The sequence below is a fragment of the Mesorhizobium sp. WSM1293 genome (genome assembly GCF_000513875.1).
Lineage (GTDB): Bacteria > Pseudomonadota > Alphaproteobacteria > Rhizobiales > Rhizobiaceae > Mesorhizobium > Mesorhizobium ciceri.
This window is the reverse complement of record NZ_AZUV01000026.1, coordinates 46,529-69,056: the sequence shown is the minus strand read 5'-3', so window position 1 is coordinate 69,056 and position 22,528 is coordinate 46,529. Positions and strand designations below refer to the sequence as shown.

Here is a 22,528-nt window from a genome sequence, read left to right as displayed (position 1 = left end):
GTGCATGGCGAGCGCGATGCGTTGGATTCCCCGGCGGTAGCGATCTTGCACCTCAAAGACATCGCCGGCGAAGCTCCCTCTACGATCCCGCATGTCCTTAACATTGCCGCCGGCGGAAAAAGCCTTGCCAGCTCCGGTCAAGACCAACACCGAAACGGCCGCCTCACCATTGATCCAGTCGACCGTCCGCACGATATCGTCGATCAGGGCCGTCCCGGTCAGTTCGTTGCGGACGTCGTGGCGGTCAAGCACGAGGAGGGCGACGCGGTCGCTAACCTCGAGTTTCGAGTCGACGAGCAGGTGATCGCGCGAGGCCACGAGAACAGCGTGGGCATGGTTCACGCAGTTGGATGGGATGCCGACCGTCTACCCGACGGCGTCGTCGATGAAGCGGCGGGGGAATGGCTCATCCGTGTCGGTGCCCACAACTCAATCGGATGAGCACGCCCACCACTAACCATCCTAGTGAGGGTGGTTTCGCAGTGCTCGCACCGCTTACCTGAAGATAAGCATTGATGGCAGCCTCAGGCCAAAATGGGGCGGTGGCTGCATTGGTGACAACCAATACGGCAGATCGCATGAAAGCGCTCCGATGACGCCCCCCCGGCGACTCCCCGCAAGCCCTTGATCGGAAAAGTGGGCTGTCCGGCCTATGCCGTCGATCGCTGCAACGCTGATGGCCGCCTCTGTCACCCAGACGCGGGTGCCGTGGAGCGGCTCGAAGCGGAGCAGGCGTCCGAAACTCCGTCGCCCCCGTTCCGGGTCTCTCGTTCTAGAAGCCGGTGACGATGCAAATGCTGGTAAAAAACCTGCTGTTCGATGGAGTTCGTGTGTGAGGGTGGACAGATCGGACTGCCTGGACCGGTGCCTTGAGTCGCTGCCAAGTTGCCATGGTGTTATTTTGCGAATTGAAGACATCGACCTCGTGATATTTAGTAGTTAATTAGCAAATCTCGACCGCAACCAAGCGTGCGAATGGCAACCCATCCCAACTAGGATTTCGTTATGACCGACACCCTGCCTTCCCATGCGTCCGTCATCGTTATCGGTGGAGGCATCATGGGGTGCTCCACTCTCTATCACCTCGCCAAGATGGGCGTCTCCGATGCGATTCTTTTAGAACGAAATGCCCTGACCTCGGGTACAACTTGGCATTCTGCAGCACAGGTCCGCGCACTGCGTCATTCGCACAACCTGACGCGGATGATTCAGTATTCCGTTGAGCTTTACTCGAAACTCGAAAGAGACACCGGTCAGGCGGTTGGCTGGATTCAGAAAGGTTCTCTCTCAATCGCCACTAATCCCGATCGGTTGATACATATTAAACGGCAGGAGGCACTGGCGCATGCCTACGGAGTCAACGCCCGGTCAATCTCGGCTGGCGAGGCCAAGGAGCGCTGGCCGCTGATGAATACCGATGACGTCTCAGGCGCCGTATGGTCCCCAGACGATGGTCGGGTGTCGCCCTCAGATGTCTGCGCCGCGCTGATCAAAGCCGCTAAGAACTCTGGTGCGAATCTTTTCGAGCGCACGGGCGTGACCGGCATCCTTACTGAGAACCGTCGCGTCCGCGGGGTCCAAACCACGAAAGGCACGGTAATGTGCGATGCGATCGCGCTTTGTGCTGGGCTGTGGTCGCGCGAGGTCGGCGCCACTGCCGGAGCCGAGATTCCGGTGTTGGCATGTGAACATTTCTACCTGTTAACGAAGCCAATCAAGGGTATCGTCGGCAACACTCCTACGCTCTCAGACCATGACAACCATCTCTACATTCGCGACGATTCGGGTGGTTTGTTGGTTGGTTGCTTCGAACCGATGGGTAAGCCAATTGCGCCAGGGGCTTTAGACGAGACGTTCGAATTCGCCCTTTTGCCCGAAGATTGGGATCATTTCGAACCCATGATGGTGAAAGCGCTGCACCGCCTGCCCGCCCTGGAGTCTGCCGAGGTGAAGATGCTGTTAAACGGCCCAGAGAGCTTCACGCCCGATGGGGCGTTTATGCTGGGAGAGACCGCCGAGACCCGCGGGCTCTACTTGGGCTGCGGAATGAACTCAGTAGGCATCGCCTCGGGCGGCGGTGCGGGCATGAACCTCGCGCATTGCATAGTTCATGGCCACACCGCCTACGACTTGAGCGAGGCTGATGCCCAGCGCTTCGCACCCATGTTCAATAGCGTCGAACACCTGATGGCCCGCGCGCCCGAGATCCTTGGCACTCATTACGACATCGCCTACCCAGGCAAGCAGCTGAAGACTGTGCGCAACCTTCGCCGACTCCCGCTCGACCGCGAATACCGCGCGGCAAAGTCGCATATGGGTCAGTTCTATAGCTGGGAGCGCCCGCTCTACTTTGGTAAGATTGCCGATCCCATGCTGCGATTCGGCCACCCCGATTGGTTTGAGAACGTGCGGGCTGAGGTGGAAGCAGCGCATGAGGAAGCTGCTATCTTCGATGCCTCCTCTTTCGGTAAGATCGAAGTCACGGGCCCCGATGCCGAGGCTTTCCTACTAAGGGTCTGCGCTGGATTCGTAGGGCGAGCCCCAGGGTCCGTAATCTATACCGCGATGCTGAACGACCGCGGCACGTTCGAATCGGACCTAACCGCGCAACGCCTCGCCAAAGATCACTACCGACTCTTCGTCGGCACCAATGCGATCAAGCGCGACCTGACTTGGCTGCACCGCCATTCTGAGGGCTTCAGCGTAAAGATCACTGAAAGCACCGACATGTATGCGGTCCTCGGCATAATGGGACCCGAGGCTGCCAGGATCGTGGCCAAATGCGGCGCGCCGTGGCTGGCCGAGCTCGGCTATTTCAAGCATGGTGCGGGCCACATGGCCGGCAAGGACATCCGCGGCGCGCGAATATCCTATGTTGGCGAAGCCGGTTGGGAAATCACCTGCCGAGCTGAGGATGCAAGCGCAATCTATGCCGAACTCAATTCGGCAGGCGCACTGCCGGCCGGCTTGTTCGCCCAGACGTCGATGCGGATTGAGAAGGGCTTCTGCGCCATGGGGCATGAGCTGGACAGTGACATCACCCCGGTCGCAGCTGGGCTGGACTTTGCGACCCGCAAGACGGGCGGCTTCATTGGGGCCGACGTGCTGGCCGAAGCCCGTGCTCGCGGCGGAAGTTCGCGCATAATCTCGTTGACGCTCGATGACGAAAGTGCCGTACCGCTGGGCCATGAGCCAATTTATCTCGACAGGCAGATCGTTGGGCAGACCTCCTCCTGCGCCTTCGGATTTCGGATTGGTAAGCCGGTCGCTCTGGCCCATACTCGGACGGCGCTAGAACCCGGCGCGCGCGTTAAGGTCGACATCGCCCGGCAGGTGTTCGATGCCACCGTTACCCTTGGGCCGCTCTACGATCCCGATGGCGTGCGGATGAAATGGTAATTCAATGCAATTTTCTTAATCGCTTTCGCACCCAACATGCCGCAGTGCCGCGTCTTGGACCAGCCCTCGCATTCGTGCCTTCCCGAGGTTGGTGTGATAGCCGAGAGAAGCTCGCGTCGACCAACCCGCCAAACTCAAGTCCCCAAGCACGATGCTCGGACTGCGGTGGTGACCCTCGCGCGCGGCGGACGCTTTGTAAGCAACGGCCGCGATCAGGCGCAGCAGGAAGTCTCTCGAGGCGGCGGTGGCGTCCTTCTCGTGCCAGTTCCACGAAGGCGAACTTCGAGGTGCGATCGATGGCAGCGAACATGTGCAGCTTGCCCCGTTCGGTGCGCACCTTGGCCACCTCGCCGGCTCGTCGCCTTGACGTCTGGCAGGCGGCCGATGCCGTGGCGCTGCAAGCGGCGGTGCAGTGACGAGCGCGTCAGATGCGGGATCGTCGGTTGTAAGGCATAGAGGCAATCATCAGAGCGGCAACAGTGTGTAGCGCCGGAAGGCGACCATGACAGCCTCCTCCTCGGGCGAGAGCACCGTCGATCTCGGCTCTCTTGGGCCAGTCGGCAGATCGGCCACCGAGGTCCGCTCCCGCATTGGCAACGGTCTTCTGATTGATCTCGAGCGTTGGCGAGCGCCCTCAGGCTATCTTGACTATGCTGTATCGCTCGACGGACTGCCTCAGTCCGCGTGGCGCTCCCATGAGGAACCTGCCCATAGCGCCTCCTTCGATTCGAAGGACAAAGGATGCCCGTCAATGCAAAACGAGACGTCGAAACCGATATTTGCCCACCGTTGTTCTCCAATGATGCTTGGGCCCGGCGTGCAGTCGTGAGCCCGTCTAACCACCCGCTCTTTTGCATTACCTACTGGCCTCGGGGCGAATGGCTCCGCGATTACCCCACGTTTGAACGAAGGAGTTAATTGGAGCAACGTCAGTGTGTATTTGCTGTGCTGGCGCCCAAGCCAGACGCAGGCCGGGCTCAAGGCATTACTACAGTTGCGCCCGCATTCGCTCCCATTCGCCCCCCAGAGAGCGAGCCAGATTTCGTCGATAACGCCGCAGATCCGCTTCTCATTCTCTCTGCGCCTTTCAAAGATTGCACTATCGTGCAGGAAGCACGTCCCTCCGGTGGACGACGGAAGAGATCGGTGCTGCCCCTGCCGCTTGCCATTGCTCCGTTTGCCACCGAGCATTGTGTCAAAATCGAGTCTTGACACCATGTCACTCTAATGTAGATGGACGAGAGGCGGTTCAGAGGACGACGCGGTTTCGAGCGGTTGCCAATGCCGAGGATAGCACGTGAGAAACTGGGTGCCAGACCTGTCGAAGGTGAGCGGCTATCGATATCGGGCCCTCGCGGAAGCAATTAGGGCCGCTGTGCAGACCGGTGAACTCACACCGGGGGAGCGTTTGCTTTCACACAGAGACATGGCCTGGAGGGTGGGGTTGACAATAGCGACGGTGGCCCGCGCCTACCAGATCGCCGGAGAATGGGGGGTGGTCTATTCAAAGGTCGGCCACGGCACCCGGGTACGCGAGGCAACTGATGGCAGGCAGCCATTGGTGCTGCGGGAAGACTTCAACCACATGTTGAATTTCGGACTGCTCTTGGCCACGCCGCTTGTCGAGCCGGCATTGCGCAAGCAAGCCTTCAGCAGTGTGTTTTCCCACATCGGTACCAAGATCGTGGAACGCTCCCTATCGGGCTATGCGCCCGACCTTGGCTACCGCTCACACCGCGACCTCGGCTCAGGGTGGATCGAATCCCTCGGCGATGCGTGCGAACCCGAGAACCTCACTATCACGCGCGGTGCCCAAGAAGCATTCCTCATCCTCCTTAGCATGCTCACTCAGCCTGGGGATCCGGTCCTGGTGGAAGAGATTACATATCTCGGGCTAGCGCATATGCTGAGGTTGCGAAACCACCAAATGCTCGCAATACCAATGGACGCGGAAGGCATCACGCCAAACGAGTTCCACGAACGGGCACGCGGTTCGAAGGCGCGCCTCCTCTTTGTAAGCCCAACTCTGCAGAATCCGACTGGTGCGACGATGTCATTGGAGCGGCGGCAGGCCATTGCAGACGTAGCTCGCAGCAACGACCTGTTAGTGATCGAGAATGATCCATTCGCCGCTTTGCTGTCGGGGCAGCGGCCCGTGTCGATTTCCAGTCTGGCGCCGGAACGCACCTTCCATCTCTACAGCCTTTCCAAATACGTCGCCCCGGCTATGCGGGTTTGCTTTTTGCAGTGCCCAAACGCGCACATTCAGATGCTGGAGGGGGTCAAACATGGGCTGACACTCGGTGGCCCCTTTCTGCAGGCGGAGATCGCGGCGGAGTGGCTGCGCCGCGGTATCCTAAAGAAGCTGTGTGATTGGCAAGCCGAGCAAACCCGCCACCGATGGACGCTGGCCCGCGGTGCCTTCGGACACCTTATCCCGGTCGACGCGTCGCCATGTCCTTTCGTATTCCTCCACCTACCTGAACCGTGGCGCGCCAGCGAGTTTGTCAGCGCCGCGCGGGCGGCGTCAGTGAGCTGCATCGAAGCGGATCGGTTTACGGTCGGACGAGCGTCAGCACCGCAAGCTGTCAGGCTGTCGCTGAGTTCGCCGGCGACGGATGAAGAATACAGGTTAGGCCTCGCCCGACTCTCAGATCTTCTGGCTTCCAGCTACGTGCCCTCGGGCGCGATCCGCTACTAGACCAAAGCACCACTCGGCGATCGGGATCCGAACGATTTCTGTTAGGTCGGTCAATCCAAACGACGCACCTCACTGCGGTGCGTGCCGGCAGGAAGGCGCGCTATTGGCGTTAAAGGTGGCAACTCCGTGGGACTCCTGCGATGCGTCGGCTGCAGACGTCCAAGGTCGATCTGGCCCGGCGCTTGATCAGTGCACCCAAGAGTGCTGTGGCATTGCTGAAGCTCGGCACGCCTGCGGTCGATGCGGTTTGCGTGCGGGACTTTGATGAAACCATTGCATCGGCACCGCTACGTCAGGCTGCTCGTGCCAGGTGGGCGGCGACATATGTTGAACGGTCCGCGTCTCAAGCAGCATTTTTGACAGTACTCCGCCGTAGGATCGGCGCTTCAGTTCGCGCGAGATCATCGCCCAATCGGGCTCGTCCAGATGCTGCGGCGGACGGCCAACCCGGCGAAACAGACGCTCAAGCGATGCGTCATTGTCACCGCCCGGCGGCAGCGGCCAGTCTTAGATGCCAGCCTCACGTGCCGGCAACAGATAGGTCGAAACCGAAGTCTTGCTGATCTTCAGCCGTTCCGACACCGCACGCACCGAGAGGCCTTGCTCACTCGCAGGCGCAGGATTGATCGTAGGTCTTTCACTGTCGTTCGCCTCGCTTGCTCCGTCTTGGCATGGCCCCTCTCAACCCGATGATGAGAGGGCAAAGTGCCAGAACGGCGCTCCCGAGAACCGACCGTTAGATCCGCCCCGAAAAGTGTCCGGGAATTAGCGGAATCACTGTCCCGTAATTACTGAAATCGCTGTCCGCGAATTAGCGGAATCGGTGTCCGCGAATTCTGAAACACGCATGCAAAGGCCCGACCAATGAGCGCCACGGCCCTGTCGCCATTGCCGCCGGCGCAATCCGCAGCGATTAGAGCCTCAGCTGTTTCTGTTACGCCGTAGGGCGCGGGTTGAGCAACCGGCGGAGACGCGAAGCCCATATCGAGCGGAGCGGCATAGCCGGTTGCGGCGAGGGTTCCGGCGAAGGCCGCCGGGGTCTGGTAGGTGAGCGAGGAATGAGGCCTCGCCGTGTTAAAGTCCTGCCTCCATTCGGCGATGGCGCTTCGGGCGTGATCGAGGCCGAAGAACAGGCTCTCGTTCAACAGCTCATCGCGCATCCGGCCGTTGAAGGATTTCGACGTAGCCATTTTGCATCGGCTTGCCCGGCGCGATGTAGTGCCATTCTACGCGATGATCTTCGACCAGGCGAGGATCGCGTTCGAGGTGAACTCCGTGCCGTGGTCGGAGGCGATCATGTCGGGCTTGCCGCGCTTGGCGATCAGGTCCGTAAGTTCGCGCGCGACACGCCGGCCGGAGATCGAGGTGTCAGGGATGGCGGCCAGCCATTCCCGCGTCACGTCGTCGACGATGTTGAGCACGCGGAAGCATCGGCCGCAGGCGAACTGGTCGTGCACGAAGTCCAGCGACCAGCGCGCGTTCGGCTTCGCCTCGACCAGGATCGGCGTCCGCGTGCCGACCGCTCGTCGCCTTGCCCGACGCTTGCGCACCGCCAGCCCTTCCTCGCGGTAGAGCCGATAGATGCGGTTGCTCCCCGATGCCTCGCCCTCGCGCCTGAGCAGAATGAACAGGCGTCGATGCGAAGCGCCGGCGCTCATTGGTGAGGTCGCGCAGACGGCCGCGCAGTTCCTGCTCGGGCGGACGCCGGGACTGGTTGCGGATCATTTTGCGATCGGCGCCCACGAAGGAACAGGCCCGCCGCTCCGACAAGCCCATCGTGGCCTGCAGATGCGCGACGGCTTCGCGCTTGGCGACAGGCCCTACCATTTTTTTGACAGAAGCTCGCGCAGCGCCGAAGCTTCCAGCATCTGGTCGGCGAGCAGCTTTCTTCAGCTTCGCGTTCTCGTCTTCCAAGGCCTTCAGGCGCTTGGCGTCGGACACTTCCATCCCGCCATACTTCGCCTTCCAGGTATACAGCGTCGCCTCCGAGATCCCGTGCTTGCGGGCCAGATCGCCCGCCTTCGCCCCCGCCTCATGCTCGCGCAAAACCGCGATGATCTTCAAACGAGGCCGGACTCTGATCCCAACTGGAGGAAATTGCCCGCGGCAGGTCAGACGCCATCGCCGGAAATCGACGCTGATCACCGCGCAGCTGCCGATCGCCCAGGGGCACGCCATGATCGGCGAGCCGACAATCGCCGACGCCATTCTCGACCGGATCATCCACAACGCCCATCGCCTCACCCTCGAAGGCGACAGCATGAGAAAGCAAAAAACACCGCCGCTCTTGACCGGCGCCGAAAACGGCAAAATCAATCGGAAATGAGTTCAACCAGGCAACCGAGGGCCGACCCCATCCTGCTGTCCGCGGCTTAGTGAAACTGCTGTCCGCGATTTAGCGGAACGATTGTCCCGTTTTTGCGTAATACGCATTTGTATGCGGCGCATGACCGTTGGCCTCAATGAAGTCCGCAGATGAAGGCTTAATCAAACAAGCGCGCTCTAAACGCATGTCGCCGCGACCTCATTTTTCTTGGGATCTCGTCCCGGCGGATCATGTATTTTCATGCACCTTGCCTTTCCGACGCGAATCTGTCGCCTGTATGAGATGAGTTTGCAGTTACGCAAACAGACCCAAAGCGCCGACCGAAGCCAAAGCTGCGGGAGGATGGTGTCGGACCAGCTGGCGACCGGGCGCAAGATCCGCGTGCTACCCGTCGTCGACATCTTCTCGCGCTTGTCGATCCTCGACTTAGCTATCGCAGTGAAGATGCCGTGGTGACGCTCGAGCGGGTATGCAGCACCAGTGAACTCGGAGCCTAGTCGACCCGGATCGCCCGCTGGATAGTCGATTCCCTCCCGCGACCTCAACATGTCGGCCTATTCAGAAGGATGTCGAGCTTGATTTACCGCGGCCGGAAGACGCGACGGACGATCCATTCGTCGAATCGTTCAACGGCAAGTTCCGGGCGGAGTGTTTGGACGGCGACTGGCTCCTGAGCTTTGACGACGCGCGGGTCAAGTGGAGAAATATCATGGACGCTCCCGATCAGCCGCCAGAGAACCGATTAGCTGTTCGTGGCGAAGTCTATCGCGCACTCCGGTTGAACCTTGACCCAATCGCGCACACCAGCCGCTCTCGCAGCGGTAATCGTATTCCGTTTGACGCAACGATCACTGAACGTCCGTTTACCTGATCGCCACGACCACGAGACGCGGACCTTCGGGTGTGAATTCTCCCCCTTCCTGTCCATAAGTCGCAACATCCTGGAACCCAGCGCTTCGCAACATGCGATCGTATTCAGAGAGCCCGTAGAGTCTGATAGAAAGACGCGTTCGTCTAACGCATCCATTGCGGACGACAATCCTGTCGCAGTTTCCCCGATCGCTTGGCGCATCGTAACTGCTTATATCGATTCTTAGATCGTCGTCACGCTGCAGAACGTGGCAGGTAGGAAGCTCGTCGCGTGGCCAAGCCGAGCTATTGAGCTGATCGATCAGCAGACGCCCGCCCTTTCGAAGCGAAGCGGCGGCTTCCTGAAGAATTCGCTCATTATCCGGTTCATCGAAATAACCAAACGTCGTGTACCATAGAAAAACGGCGTCAAAGCGATTACGCCACGGCAGTGAGCGCATGTCACCAAGAACATAGTCAACATCTATGTGGCGCTCGGTGGCGTCCGCTTCCGCTGCTTTTAACAAGGCCGGCGAGGCATCAAGTCCGGTTACCCGCGCTCCTCTCTCTGCCAATCGGTTTGTAATCCGACCATAGCCGCATCCCAATTCTAAAACTGAGCTACCGTGTTCAAGTGAAAGAAGATCCCAGATTACATTTGCTTCCCGATCACTTCTCTCTGGAGGATTAACCAAATCCGAAAAGTGTAAGTAATCATCACTAAAATGCGATTCTATATCAGACAATAACATTGGATGGTCCCTTGTTGTGACTAATTCCATATGGCCATTTGAGAGACAATTTTTTCACAAATGAGGAGAGTTTGAAAGTAATTATTTGTTAAGTTTTGACCTGGCTTTTATTTTATCTGCGTCATTGGCCGAGTGGCCAACATTAGTCCTCTCATCCATAGCAAACCTCCGTTGGACAAAGGGCGTGGTACTCAGACGTCTCGGGCTTCATCGCCACCGTCTTCGCCCAGGAGACGCAGAGGCGGCAAGCCTGCAGTGGCGCATCTTCCCAATGACGGCGGTTCCAAGGTTCTGTGCGCCACCTGGCAGGACCGCCGGGGTTCATTTGTCCGCAACGTGATCGCCCATGCCGGCAAGAGCGGCCGCCGCCTCGAGGCGGACAATGGCCGCCTTGATGCCTTCGTGGGCATTGGAAACCACCAGCTTGACGCCGCGCCAGACCGCGCCGCGTTTGCATGCGCAGGAACTCGGTCCAGATCAGCTCGGCTGCGGCCGGAACTTTGACCGCAATGGTGGCGATAGCACATCCTGGATACTCGATCTTGGGAATTTGCCCGCTGAGACCCGAAGATCGTGAGGAAACGGACAGTGGAAGCCGTCGAACCGTCGTTCTACACTCGGCGCTGCCTTCTCTTCGGCTAGCTGCCACGTTCGCGGTCGCTGCGCCGGCTGAGCACCTTACGCAAGACACCGGCTGGACGCGTGTTCGGCCTTGGCGATGCCGTTTCCGAAATACCGCGTGTGAGCGACATCCAGGATGCGATTGACTACACTCGAGAAGCTGTATCCGGCGGTCCTCGCGGCCAGGACATAGTTGCTGCCCAAACCGAGTGTCGCCATAGAGTTTATTTCCAAGACAAAGGCTTGGCCGGAGCGATTGATCCGGAGGTCGATGCGGGCATAATCCCGGCACTGGCAGGCACGGAAGGTCGCAACTGAAATGTCCCGTAGGATCGTCGCAAGGTTGCTCCCGATTTGCGCGGGGCAAATAACGTGTGGCGTCTCTTCCCATGTGGCAAAACACGTCTCGCGCTCGCCGAAGTCCCGTTCCACCGGAGGCAATACCTCGAGCTCTTCGTTTCCGAGCAGTGCGACAAAGATTTCCCGCCCCTCGATGTACTCTTCCACGAGGGCATCCTGCCCGTACTGCGTGACGATGTTTTCCACGGCCTGCTTCAACTGAGGGGGCTCGCGTACGAGCTGCAACCCCAAACTGGTAGATTCGTGACGTGGCTTGACCACCACTGGGAAACACAGGTCGCCACAACTCTCGGTGCCGCGACCCATCACGCGGAAGTTCGGCGTCGGCACGCCGCCATCGCGGAGCAGCCTCTTGGTGATGACTTTGTCAAGCGCTACCCCATGCCCGAGAGGGCTAGATCCGGTGTACGGAACGCCGGCCATCTCGAGCATGGCCGGTACGTGGGTGTAACGGCACTCGCCCTGAATTCCGTACGCCAGGTTGAAGACCATTCCGGCGGGGCGGGCTTGCTGATCGGGCGGCATTAACCGCTCAAGCGTAAGGAGCAGACCTTTGTCGCCTTCGCACAGCAGCGTTTCGTGGCCACCCTCCCGCAGTGCCGCTACCACGGCTTCGGCCGACTCCCTAGCATAATGCTCGGGACAACCTTGACCGAACCGGTTGATCACCCCCGTATGATCATGGTTCCACACCACGGCTACTCGCATCGCCTACTCCCTGGATGTTGCCCGCTATCACGGTAATGCGCTCGAATTTTACTGGCGAGGCGAACAGCTTGGCTGGAGGGTGCGTACCCCGCCAGCACCAGAGAAGCGGTGAGCGGGCCCGCAACCTTCCAATAGGCGGAAATCGAGACACCTATTGACCAGCAATATGCGGCCAACCTGCACCGACCTTGCGTCATGGAGAAAGATCGAACACACCTAGCAAGCCTGCCAAAGTCACGACAACAAAGGTTGACCAATACGGTCGTGAACGCGCGCCGGCCTGATCGTCCCGAAGCGACCGCGGGCGCACGGGAAGCTCCATCAATGAACTGGGCTTGACCATCGGGGAAACGGATCAGCAACACGGTATTGCCCTCCAGTCCCGATGCCCCGAGATCACACACGCACACTGTCCAGGCCGCAGCCACCGCCGCATCATTTGCATTCCCACCCTCGGCGCAGGATCTTTTCGCCGCCCGGCTCCGGCGGGGAGGGGGAAAGCCATCACTGGCGCCTCATAGGAATGCAGTATGGAAGCGGCGGGGCTTCTGTTATCCATTGGCTCTGGGTCCAGTATCAGCATTGCGCGCCCTTTTGATCTCATCCCTCAAGCAAATCGTCCAACCAGCAGGCACCTTCCCGATACGGCCGGGAAAAAATCTTCCCGATCTTTTCAGTAGTCTTGCTTTGATGATACCGCATATACAGGCGGCCATCGGCCCCAAGGTCGAGGATCTCGATCTTTCCTGTACGGTGGGACATGATGTATTTGAATGTCTTTTGGATTCCGCTGAGACGTTGGTTAATGCCGTGCGCAATCTCCAATCCGCGGCGTAGTGAAACCTGAAAATGCGATGCGCCTTTCACCGGCCTAGCCTGAAAGAGATAGTAAGGACGGAGACCAATTTGGTGGCACTTGGCGAAGGTCTCCGCCAAGGTTTCGGGATCATCGTTGACATTCGCGAGAAGCACGGACTGGTTGAGGAGTTGCACGCCCTGTGCGCGTAAGGAGCGGAGGGCGCGCTCCGCATCGACCGAGATTTCGCCAATGTGATCGAAATGCGCAACGATCACTGCGGTTTTACATGCTTCATGGATTCGTTGGAACAAAGCCGACAGGGCGGGATCCAGGAACCGCCTGGGCTCGTAGGCGACAGCCTTTGTACCAAACCGAATGGAGTCCAAATGTGGGATCGGCAGCAGATGATCGAGAATCTTGTCGAGCTTGGCGGTGCTGAGAACGAACGGGTCGCCTCCCGATAGCAGCACATTAGTCATCTCAGGATGGCCGCCAATATATTGCGCAATCTGGGCGAAATCGAGTGCGATTTCGTCCGAGTCCTGGCCTACAAATCGTTTCCGAAAGCAAAAACGGCAGTATGAAACGCAACGGTCCGTTACCAGCAACAACCCGGTCTGCGCGTACTTATGCTGAAGTCCGGGCACGACCGTATTGTCGTGCTCGCCACTGGTATCCATAGTGCCAGGACTCTCAAATTCTTTGATTGAGGGTTCTACAACGTACTTAAGCTGGTCGTAGAATCCACTGTTTGTGATCTGCTCGCGATAGAATTTTGTGACATGATGACGAGTGATGCTGTGAGATTGTAGCTCACCCTCGGCGACCACGCGCGTTCCTTCGATGAAATTCATGACCAGGATCCCGGATCTGAGTTGGTGGGCGATGCTTGGGGTTGGCAAAACGGTGGTGGCCGAGATCGCCCGCAGTTCAACTCCCGATAGCTCAAGACCTGGTACTCGCAACCGGACGCGATCCCCTCCGGATCTCGCTCCTCTTGGGCCTCAAACGGCTCTTGAATACAACGGTCCTGCGGATGGGCGGCTTTCATCATGGGCGCTACCAGAACGCGGTGACGTTCCTCCGCCAACAGGAGCGGCCGGACTCTAGCTCCAGCAAGGTCGCCAGCGTTGGATTGCACGACAGATTGATCCGCAGCGCCAGGGGGTTGACGAAGGGAGCGATCAGCTGTGCAATCTCGGTGCGCCTGAGGTTGGCGCTCGGGGTTGCGATCACCAGCTCTTCGTGATCCGCCAAGCGCGCCAGCACGCGCGACCAGCCCGCCAGCAGACTCATGAACCAACGTCGTCCCATGATCTCGATTGAGCTGCGCGGTCGGCGGCTCCTGTGAGATGAACTCGACGTAACTGCCGCTATCCTGCTGCCCCGGACATGGCCGGTCCGTCGGCAGCTTCAGCACCGTTTGCATGCCCACCAGCATCCGCCAGAACTGACGCTTCAACACCTCGCCCACCAGCCAACCCTGTTGCCTAAGCGAGTAGGCCGCATAATGCACCGGCAACGAGGTCAGCCGATCCGCGCGGCCTTCCCGGGCCGCGGCGTAGAGTTCGCGGGTCACGATCTTCCGCGGCCGGTCGTCCGCCAGGAGCCCAAGCCGCGTGCGGATCAGCCGCCAAGCGTCCAAGCCGAACGCCGCTTGCTGTTCATAGAGCATTAGCGCTGCGATCCGCGCCTCCGCATCGGCTGCCCCCAGGTCGTCTCGCTTTAGCGGCAGGCCGGCGTCCGCGGGTCCGACCCGCTGAAACGGCTGGCCGTCCTCCACCCCGACAGTGGTGCGCAGCACCTCATCCCGCCCTGCCAACCCGTCCAGGGCCGATTGCAAGATCGCCTGGTCCAACTCGCCGCGAAGCTGAAGTCCAATTTGTCTGTGCCGGACTTCGCTGCCGCCCCCCAGACGCGACAGGAAGCAAAGCCGCTGCTGGCGAAATGACACAGACACCAGTGACGGACGCGGCAAAGCCTCAATTGGCGGGACCGCACCCAACAGTGCAGCGTACCCGTTGGTTTGGATCGTTTGAGCAAGATTCATGTGGGTCCTGGCTCGCGAGCTGCAAGACTGCTTTAGGCGTGGCGGATGCTTAGCTGTGTCCATGCAATCCGCGTGCCGCCGATGTCGCTGTGTTAGCAAGAGGGCAACCATGTATTTCCCGCCGCAACGGCGGCATATTTATGCCACAGTATGTCGGGTTCTGAACGCAGAGGTCTTCAACTGGACACTGCCGGCGGCCCCAGAACATCGAATAAAGACGCTCACATGCCGGAGATGCGAACCCAGTGGCCGGTCATTCCCGAGCAGACCGATTGTGCGCGTGAGCCGGAGAACGATGACGAAGATGAATTTCGTCCGCTCCCAGCTTAACGGTCAAGAACATCCGCCGAAGCCGTGCCGCCCCACATCAAGTTCGGAAAGCGACGAGTGACCGTCGCAACCTATCGACCTCGCGGCGAGTGTGACTGCCGCAACATTGGAAGACCGCCGCTTGCCGAGCCAGAGCTCCTGCGGCCGCGGAGCGCCATGGATCATTAGGGTGCGCAGATACCGGTCGCCGCGTTTGCTAACGGCGAACAATCCGGCACGTAACTTGCTGCGATGATTTTTCCACGAGGGAAATGTCAGCAGTCGCTCAGTTCAGTAGTGATGGACCAGCATTTCAGTTTAATGCGTGCACGTTGATGGTCGCGGCATGACCGGAGAGAGATATGGATGCCCTGCTGAAGTCGCGACCCAATCCCCTGCAGGCTGGTGTGCAGATCGGCTGCTTCGGCATCAGGATGTCAAAGCGAACGCGACCGTGACATGCTGGTATGCCTATGACCGGCTGTGCGGTCTCAACCTGTCGGCAGCGGCGCAGTGTCTGAGGGTCCAATCCACCCGGCGTGGCCGAACATCGCATACCGTCGCGCGTCTTGGACGAAGACGGGCGCTTGTAGCCATCGGTGAGAAAAGCCATCGTATTGCCGAGTTCAGCACTTACCGGCTCAACCTACGAGGTAATTGGCATTGGATCTGACCATAGCAAGCGCCATCAAGGACAGCTACGAGCTGTTGCCGCCGCAGATAAAGGTCGCGGCATGTTGGTTGGTCGATCATCCGACTGAGGTTGCGCTGCTTTCGATGAGGGAGCAGGCGCGCCGAGCAGGAGTGCCTCCGGTGACACTAACGCGGCTTGCAAGGTGCCTCGGGTTCGCTGGCTTCGCCGAATTGAAAAAGGTATTCGCGGACAATATCAGGGAACTGCCGAAAAGCTTGGTCGAGCGTTCAGAGGAATACCCAGGGCAACCGCAGGCCGAGGGCGATGGCGCGCTCATCTGTGATACAATCAAAGCCTTACTTGGTCATCTCAGCGAGCTGGCGCAGCCCTCCGCAATTGCGAAGCTGACAGCAGCCGCCGATCTCATGGTGGAGTCACGACACATTTTCTGTATCGGCCTCCGTTCGAGTTTCCCTCCAGCGCATCTGATGCACTACGTCGGATCATTGCTCGGCTCGCCCACCATATTGATCGACGGGATAGGGGGCACGGCCAACGATGCGCTCCGTTCAGTGGGTCCGCGAGACGCTGTACTGGCGGTGACAGTAAGCCCATACAGTCGCTACACAATGCAGGTGGCCAAGTTCGCGGTCTCGCGCGGCGCGAAGCTAATCGCTTTGACCGACAGCGAGATGTCTCCGATTGCTAAACTCTCCGAAATTGTGATCCGCGTCCAGACCGAAATGCCTTCTGTTTTTCACACCACGACTCCTGCATTCGTGGCGGTGGAGTGTCTTGTGGAACTAATTGCATCCAAGCGCGGAAGCCGCGCGCTTGAAGCGTTGGCGGCGAACGAAGCACATCTCGCAGCATTCGAAACTTATGTCCTGCAGATACGGCGCAGACGCGATCTCTGAATGCGTGACTAGGTGTCTAGGTGCCAGAGATCTCCGTTGCATTTGTCGACTAGACCGGCAAGACTTGCCGCGAGGTGAAAGTCGTCACCCATCCGATGAGCTTATGGCGTCCACCGTGAACAATCTTGACCGCTAAGCGGCAAGCTGCTTTGGCCAGTTCAGCAACGCGGCGATCAAGAGCCACAAAAATTGCTTCAGCCACCTGAGCAAGAGGGAGAAGTTGTAACCGGCTGCGGCCAGGATGGCGTTGATCGCATCGCCTTGGTGTGAGCGAGGTAATTGCGGCCCATTCTGTGTTCGTTCTTGATGTGGCCGATCACCGGCTCGACGGCCGATCGCCGCCGCATCTGGCGCTTGATGGCCGGTGTCACGCGGCGCTCCTGACCAGCGGTGAAGACCCTGAACTTGTGGCTCTCCGGTGCGTTGTGGCCGCGGTAGCCGGCATCGGCGAGGATGCGGCTGATCTCGTTGCCGATGGTCTTTTCCATGTCAGGGATGATCGCTGCGAGCGTGTGGCCGTCATAGGGATTGCCGGGCAGCGCTTTTGCATGCAGGGCGAACTGGCCACCCTTTGAGCGCTTCAGTGTGGTGGCCACCGACACCTTCACCCCGAACTCGTAGGGCGCGTGCGCCTTGCCCTTGCCGATGCACTCGACTTCATGGGCGTGCAGGCTGTAGATCTTGCGGCCGCGCTGGCGCTGCCGCTGCTCGAGAACGGTGGAGACCTGGTAGAGCGACCATTTGAAGAGCGCGTCCAGTTCCGCATCGCCGGCGATCTGACGGGAGATGTCGCGGACGGTGCGCCCCAGATACGTCCTGAGCCTGCGCAGCGCCTTGTTGGCCCGCTTGAATTGCTTGGCGTGGGCGTAGCGCTGATGCTTGATCAGCGCCAGCTTGCCGACCCGCACATAGGTCTGGCGCAAATCCAGCTCCGCCCGTTTGGCCAGCCGCACCAGCCGTTCGCGGGGGCGATGTATGAGCTTGGCGTCGGTCGGGAACATCACGTTCTTCGGCTGCACGGTCGTGTCAACGATCACTTGGCGCGTGTCGGTCGGCTTCATCGCCCCGGTCTTGACTGCAATGCTGAGGCTTTCCTGCAAAAGCGCGACGATCCGCTCCTCGCCCATGCGGCTCCGCCAGCGCGTCATCGAGGAGCGGTCGAACGGCAGTGCGTGGCGGAAGAACTCCTCGCCGCACAGATACCGGAAATACGGGTTCTCGATCCAGCGTGCGCACAGCACCTCGTCCGACAGGTTGAAGGTGTGCTTGAGGATGGCGAGCCCCGCCATCAGCCGGGTCGGCAACGGCGGCATGCCCGGCCCGTCGCAATAGACCGCACCGAAGCGCGCCTCCAGCACCGGCCAGTCGATGGTGCGGGCCAGCCGCACCAGCTCGTGGTTCATGTTGAGGATCTGATCAAGGCGAGCGCGGAAAAGATCCTGTTCTCCAGTCTCGCGCCACTCGCGTGGTCTGCCCATCGCCTGGCTCCCGATTCACTGCGATGAAAGCAGTGAATCACGCTTCGCCAGGCGGCGAAATCGCAAACTGGAATTGCAAGAAAACTATCCACAAACTGGCCGTTACCTGCTCGGAAGCCTGAAAAGTAGACTATTCCTACGCGATATGAGCGGCTTCCGTATTCTTCACGGCCGACTATGGCGGATCTCAAGATACGACCTGGCCGATAGAGCGGGTCTGGTTTCAGGTCGGGCCCTTGTCGCAGTGGCTTTCGAAGGCTTGGCCAAGGCCGGCTTACCGGCGAGGTGCATCGAGACCCGCCCTACCAAAGCGTTGGTCAGGCACAGCCGAACAAGAGCGATCGCAATGATGCGCGCGGTACCGCCCAAATGATACCGCGTCAGTTTGTACCGCCCGGTGCACGTAAAGACAATGACCAGTCAGAAGCGCCGAGCGCTGCTGACGGCGACAAGCTGCTGCAGGAAAGGCTCTTGCATCGAGAACGGCCGGCGGCCTATGCGCAACTTCGGTCTCAAGGTCGGCGTGGACGGCACGGTGAAGTTCCAGGCACGCTTCGCGAGCTCGTGGAAGGAAATGTTGATCTGTGCGAAATTGTCAAGCCCCGCTTGAGGCCCGCGCCGCAAGCTGCGAGAGAACTGCGACGTACGTCAGCTTCTACGATCGTCCGAATGACGGGGCCTGTCGGCGCCTGATGTCAATTCCCGGCGTCGTGCTGTTGTAGCGCTGGCCTATACTGCGACGATCGACATTCCTCACCGTTCAGGAACTCCAAAGCGGTGGGGCCGATTTAAACGCCCGTTGTCAACCAATCGGGCAAGAGCCACCGCATCGGTCGCATCTCGCATGTTGGCGACGGCATGATGCGGACATTGCTTTAGGTTCTGCTGGCCGGAGAGAAGCAAAACCCGCGAAAGAACCAAGGCCGGCGAAGGGGCAGCTCGAACGCATTGACTTCAAGACGCCGAATAGAGAAGCGCGACAAACGGGGCGAGAGCGCGCAGAGGCATCGATCCGCACCACCGACCCGCTGCTGCCAATGCGCCGCGGGAGCGCCATCGACCCGATACGCACGCGGATGTTTTCAATAGGGAACTCGTGCCGCTGCTCACATGGCACCCTGCATCCGTGCCACGGCGATCTTTGAAGAGCTGGTGCGGCGGAGTCTAGGGCTGGGCAACGGTGACTCCACACACTGGAACGTCGCTACCGCGTACTGGGACCTCGACGGCGCGAGCAGGAGGTCATCTTCGCGGCAGGTTCACGAACCCGGCCGCCTCAGCCCCTTCGGATTTCGCCGCCAAGGCGGGCCGGTATCACTGTCGGGGGTCATCCGCTCGAGCCCGGGCTCTATCATTTACCGCTTCCCACTTGCCTATTCCGGCTTCGAGCGGCATATCGTGCTCGGCGGCGGGAGATTCGTGGCGTTGGCGGAAGACCCGCAGAACGTCCGGTGGTCGCTCGGCGGGAGCGGTAGCATCTCACACCAGCGTTCCGCAATTCCGGAGCTGTCCGGCAGTTTTGACGCGCCGCAATGACTAGCTCATCGCCCATACGGCTACTGAAATGAGCGGCCTCGGCCGCCGTTCCCGCTCACGGTTTCCGAACCCGACACCGTTGTCCTCGCAAACCCTCGCATCCGCCAGCACCGCCGGCAAACCGCCGTCAAAGCCGGTGACAGACGGCAGATCATTCCGCCAAGTTCGCCGCTCGGCCCGGCGCGGCTGATATGGCCAAGCCGCTCGTCCGCGACTCCCGAGGCTGGATCGCCGGTGATTATGGCGCGCCGGAGATTGTACTCAAGGTTCGGCGCTGGCCCGAATGGATGAGTAATACGAGTGGGTCGACTTAAAGTGATCCGGAACCGCGAACGCAGACAGTACCTAGAGCCAAGGTCCAACAGCTCGTAGGCCCGGAATGCCCCGCAGCTTTCCTGTCTCGATCAAAGTCGATCTCCCTCGAGAGTCTCCTACTGGGCAGGCCGGACGGTCAGGCTCCTAGGGCCGCAGAATGTCATCGGCGTCGTCGATGAGAAGCCGGCTTAATCCGTGCAACAAATCCTCATACGAGCCATTTGTTGCAAATTATGCGCTAATGAGCTATTTGAATCATCACACCGCGTGGCACACGCCGAGCGGCTTGCTGTTCAAGAGGAAACTTCCATGAGCCTTTCTCGTCATGAGACGCCCCCTTCGATCTTCGACTTTGATCTCGGAGGCGCGCCGCCCCCCCTGTGTAAGAGCGGTCCGGTAGTGTCGGCATATTTGACCATGCGCGACGGCGTGAGACTTGCCGTGGACGTCGTGCGTCCAATGAATGACGACGCTACGACCAAGCGTGACACCATCTTGGTCCTGACGCGCTACTGGCGTGGGATCAAAGGGAGCCCATCCAATCCCTATGCCGACGTGTTTGCGCCGCACGGGTTCGCTGTGGTCGTTGGAGATGTTCGCGGCACCGGTGCGTCGTTCGGTGTGTGGCCTCACCACCGCGCGCGGGCCGAAACGTTGGACTACTCCGAAGTGCTCGACTGGATCGTGATGCAGCCCTGGTCAACGGGCCGTGTGGTTGGCTATGGCATGTCTTACACCGCCAACACTGCGGATTGGATGGCGGAGCGGAACCATCCAGCGCTAAAGGGGATCGTGCCACGGTTCGCTGATTATGATCCTTATGAAGATGTGTATTTCCCCGGCGGAATTCCCAACGTGTGCATGGGGCGGAATTGGAGCAGAATGGTTAAGGAAATGGACCTCAATTTATTGAGGTTCGGTGAACAATCGCCGGGCGTGCGCCCTGCTACGTCAGATGAAGGGGAGCTTCACGCTGCTTTGCGCGATCACGAGCGAATGCCGCCTGTCTGGGAGGGGTTCCAGCAGGTGACGTTCAAAGACGATCGCCCTACCACCTGGGCCGGAGCCTCCATGCTCGACTGGAGTATTCAGGAGGTGGCGGACCGGGTCAATCGCTCAGGCACTCCCACCCAAAACTGGGCGGGCTGGTTCGATGGTGGCACGGCGCAGGGTGCCGTTCATCGCTTCTTGGGACAGTCCAATCCGCTGAACGTGATTATCGGTCCCTGGAACCACGGGGGCGATATACCTTATGATCCGCTCCGTGCCGCGGATGAAATCACTCTTCCAACGACTCCGACGCAGCAGGCAAATGACATTCGTTTCGCGAATGCCTGCTTCAATGGTCAGGCTGCCTGCGAGCAGGGGAAAATCCTTCACTATTACACTCTAGGAGAAGGGACGTGGAAGTCGACTCGCTCATGGCCGCCCGCGGCCACCCGACATCGGTGGTACATGGCACCTGGCTTGCGCCTGAGTTCATCGCCTGAGGAGGCAGGCTTCGACTCGCTTGAGGTCGACCCCGCGGCGGGGGACGTTACTTCAAACCGGTGGAGCACACAGCTTGACTGTGGGAAAGTGGATTATGGAGATCGGCGGGAGTTCAATGCCTCGCGACTCGCTTACATCAGCGAGCCATCAACGCATGGCTTCGAAATCACCGGGCATCCAGTCGTCCACCTCAGCATCACCTCGACTCGCGAGGACGGTAATTTTTTCGTGCACCTCGAAGCTGTAAGGCCGGACGGGGTGTCGTGTTATCTCACCGAAGGCCAGTTGCGCGCACTACACCGGAAAGTTTGGACAGACTCACCATACCGCGTCCTTGGACCGCAACACAGCTACTTAGGTCGTGACGCGGAGCCCCTCACTCCTGGCGAGTCGGCCATTCTGACGTTCACCCTGCACCCGATCTCCGCCCGTCTCCCAGCAGGCCATCGGCTAAGGGTGTGTCTCGGCGGCAGCGACACGACCACTTTCGCCAATATACCCGCCGAGGGCGCGCCGCCCTTGCTGAAATTTCACCTTGGCCTGGCCGGATGTTACATCGACCTGCCGATTGTCGAGCACTGAGCAGAAACCCACACGCCAATCGCTGCGGCCAGCTCCCTCTCCACTCCGAACTCCGCCATGCGACCGCGCGCGTCCGCAAATTGCGCGCCGGGAGATCGCCGGCGGACGTCTTGGATGTCCGCATCGCAGCCACGACCTGATGCTGCGCTGCACATTGCCGAACTGGATATGCAGGGCTGTTGTCGGGCCTCGGCAAGAGTGCGGCACGACATGGCAAAGCCGCCAGTTCGAGCAGCGATGCCGTCCTCATCTCGTCGAGCGGTGTGCCATCGACACTGTCAAGGACAGGAGACGGACGCGACACCGGACCAGACCGCGCCAAACCCGCAGCGAGGGTCGCGTCCCCACAGGTGGTGTAGCTCGGCGGCAGCGAAGCCGCTCGCGAGCGCGCCTTCGATAGCGCTGTAGCGAGCGAGCGGCTTTGCGGTGGTCATCGACAGTTCGCCGGTAAGGTCGGGTTGCTGACACCAACCTGATTCGAAGGAACCATCAATGACCGACGAGATGATGAACCTGCGCGCGCTCGTGGAGAAGACCCCAGATTCCGATCTCTTGCGCGAGATGATTGGCTTTGCCGCCGAGCGGCTGATGGAGCTGGAGGTTGGTGCCGCGACCGAGCCGCATATAGCGAGAAGAATCCGTGGCGCCCGGCCGAGCGCAACGGTTTTCGCGAGCGCGACTGGGAGACGCGCGGCGGCACC

10 protein-coding genes and 8 pseudogenes are annotated in these 22,528 nt (G+C 59.9%); 7 read left to right on the top strand and 11 right to left on the bottom strand.

The features are described 5' to 3' along the window. The coding region (locus M729_RS1000000138545) for an enoyl-CoA hydratase-related protein (RefSeq protein WP_348626681.1) at window positions 1-252 on the bottom strand (252 nt) is incomplete at its 3' end. A gap of 753 nt (window positions 253-1,005) precedes the next feature. Here M729_RS1000000138545 and M729_RS0125540 point away from each other — a divergent pair. After that, window positions 1,006-3,399, top strand: coding sequence for an FAD-dependent oxidoreductase (locus M729_RS0125540; RefSeq protein ID WP_027163278.1), 2,394 nt, complete (start codon window positions 1,006-1,008; stop codon window positions 3,397-3,399). Window positions 3,400-3,661: 262 nt separating this feature from the next. Here the strand turns inward: M729_RS0125540 and M729_RS1000000137680 are convergent. Further along, a pseudogene (locus M729_RS1000000137680) lies at window positions 3,662-4,142 on the bottom strand (IS481 family transposase); the annotation flags it as partial. A gap of 554 nt (window positions 4,143-4,696) precedes the next feature. Between M729_RS1000000137680 and M729_RS0125530 the strand changes: the two are divergent. Next, window positions 4,697-6,100, top strand: coding sequence for a PLP-dependent aminotransferase family protein (locus M729_RS0125530; protein WP_084652721.1), 1,404 nt, complete (start codon window positions 4,697-4,699; stop codon window positions 6,098-6,100). A gap of 378 nt (window positions 6,101-6,478) precedes the next feature. Here M729_RS0125530 and M729_RS1000000139400 read toward each other — a convergent pair. Together M729_RS1000000139400 and M729_RS01000000135805 are read right to left on the bottom strand one after the other, a co-directional pair. Continuing rightward, a pseudogene (locus M729_RS1000000139400) lies at window positions 6,479-6,804 on the bottom strand (hypothetical protein); the annotation flags it as partial. 201 nt (window positions 6,805-7,005) lie between these two features. Continuing rightward, window positions 7,006-8,182 (bottom strand): annotated as a pseudogene (locus M729_RS01000000135805) (IS3 family transposase); the annotation flags it as partial. A gap of 34 nt (window positions 8,183-8,216) precedes the next feature. Between M729_RS01000000135805 and M729_RS0125515 the strand changes: the two are divergent. Continuing rightward, window positions 8,217-8,426: pseudogene (locus M729_RS0125515) on the top strand (ATP-binding protein); the annotation flags it as partial. Window positions 8,427-9,289: 863 nt separating this feature from the next. Here the strand turns inward: M729_RS0125515 and M729_RS0125505 are convergent. From M729_RS0125505 to M729_RS1000000139395, 6 genes and pseudogenes are all read right to left on the bottom strand, one after another. Beyond that, window positions 9,290-10,027, bottom strand: a complete 738-nt coding sequence (locus M729_RS0125505; protein WP_027163274.1) for a class I SAM-dependent methyltransferase — start codon at window positions 10,025-10,027, stop codon at window positions 9,290-9,292. Between the two features lie 363 nt (window positions 10,028-10,390). Beyond that, window positions 10,391-10,520 (bottom strand): annotated as a pseudogene (locus M729_RS1000000138955) (transposase); the annotation flags it as partial. 185 nt (window positions 10,521-10,705) lie between these two features. After that, window positions 10,706-11,716, bottom strand: a complete 1,011-nt coding sequence (locus M729_RS0125495; RefSeq protein ID WP_027163273.1) for an ATP-grasp domain-containing protein — start codon at window positions 11,714-11,716, stop codon at window positions 10,706-10,708. A 600-nt stretch (window positions 11,717-12,316) separates the two neighbouring features. Next, window positions 12,317-13,369, bottom strand: coding sequence for a lysine 2,3-aminomutase (locus M729_RS0125490; RefSeq protein WP_027163272.1), 1,053 nt, complete (start codon window positions 13,367-13,369; stop codon window positions 12,317-12,319). Next, window positions 13,366-14,565 carry a condensation domain-containing protein gene (locus tag M729_RS0125485; RefSeq protein ID WP_027163271.1) on the bottom strand — a complete coding sequence of 400 codons (1,200 nt, stop codon included), beginning with the start codon at window positions 14,563-14,565 and terminating at the stop codon, window positions 13,366-13,368. Before M729_RS0125485 ends, M729_RS0125490 begins: the two co-directional genes overlap by 4 nt. Before the next feature lie 414 nt (window positions 14,566-14,979). Continuing rightward, window positions 14,980-15,096: pseudogene (locus M729_RS1000000139395) on the bottom strand (IS110 family transposase); the annotation flags it as partial. A 441-nt stretch (window positions 15,097-15,537) separates the two neighbouring features. Between M729_RS1000000139395 and M729_RS0125475 the strand changes: the two are divergent. Continuing rightward, window positions 15,538-16,425, top strand: coding sequence for a MurR/RpiR family transcriptional regulator (locus M729_RS0125475; protein ID WP_027163270.1), 888 nt, complete (start codon window positions 15,538-15,540; stop codon window positions 16,423-16,425). Between the two features lie 132 nt (window positions 16,426-16,557). On the opposite strand, the pseudogene M729_RS01000000135800 reads toward M729_RS0125475, so the two are convergent. Continuing rightward, window positions 16,558-17,903: pseudogene (locus M729_RS01000000135800) on the bottom strand (IS5 family transposase). 828 nt (window positions 17,904-18,731) lie between these two features. Here M729_RS01000000135800 and M729_RS1000000139885 point away from each other — a divergent pair. The 3 genes and pseudogenes from M729_RS1000000139885 to M729_RS01000000135790 all read left to right on the top strand — a co-directional run. Then, window positions 18,732-18,782, top strand: a complete 51-nt coding sequence (locus tag M729_RS1000000139885) for a hypothetical protein (RefSeq protein ID WP_348626680.1) — start codon at window positions 18,732-18,734, stop codon at window positions 18,780-18,782. A 1,281-nt stretch (window positions 18,783-20,063) separates the two neighbouring features. Beyond that, window positions 20,064-21,827: a CocE/NonD family hydrolase gene (locus tag M729_RS01000000135795; protein WP_050596346.1), complete on the top strand. Its 1,764-nt coding sequence runs from the start codon at window positions 20,064-20,066 to the stop codon at window positions 21,825-21,827. Between the two features lie 492 nt (window positions 21,828-22,319). After that, window positions 22,320-22,528: pseudogene (locus M729_RS01000000135790) on the top strand (transposase); the annotation flags it as partial.

Coding starts and splice junctions, on each gene's coding strand:
- M729_RS01000000135795 (WP_050596346.1), top strand. CDS start 20,064: ATGAGCCTTTCTCGTCATGAGACGCCCCCTTCGATCTTCGACTTTGAT.
- M729_RS0125540 (WP_027163278.1), top strand. CDS start 1,006: ATGACCGACACCCTGCCTTCCCATGCGTCCGTCATCGTTATCGGTGGA.
- M729_RS0125490 (WP_027163272.1), bottom strand. CDS start 13,369: ATGAATTTCATCGAAGGAACGCGCGTGGTCGCCGAGGGTGAGCTACAA.
- M729_RS0125485 (WP_027163271.1), bottom strand. CDS start 14,565: ATGAATCTTGCTCAAACGATCCAAACCAACGGGTACGCTGCACTGTTG.
- M729_RS0125495 (WP_027163273.1), bottom strand. CDS start 11,716: ATGCGAGTAGCCGTGGTGTGGAACCATGATCATACGGGGGTGATCAAC.
- M729_RS0125505 (WP_027163274.1), bottom strand. CDS start 10,027: ATGTTATTGTCTGATATAGAATCGCATTTTAGTGATGATTACTTACAC.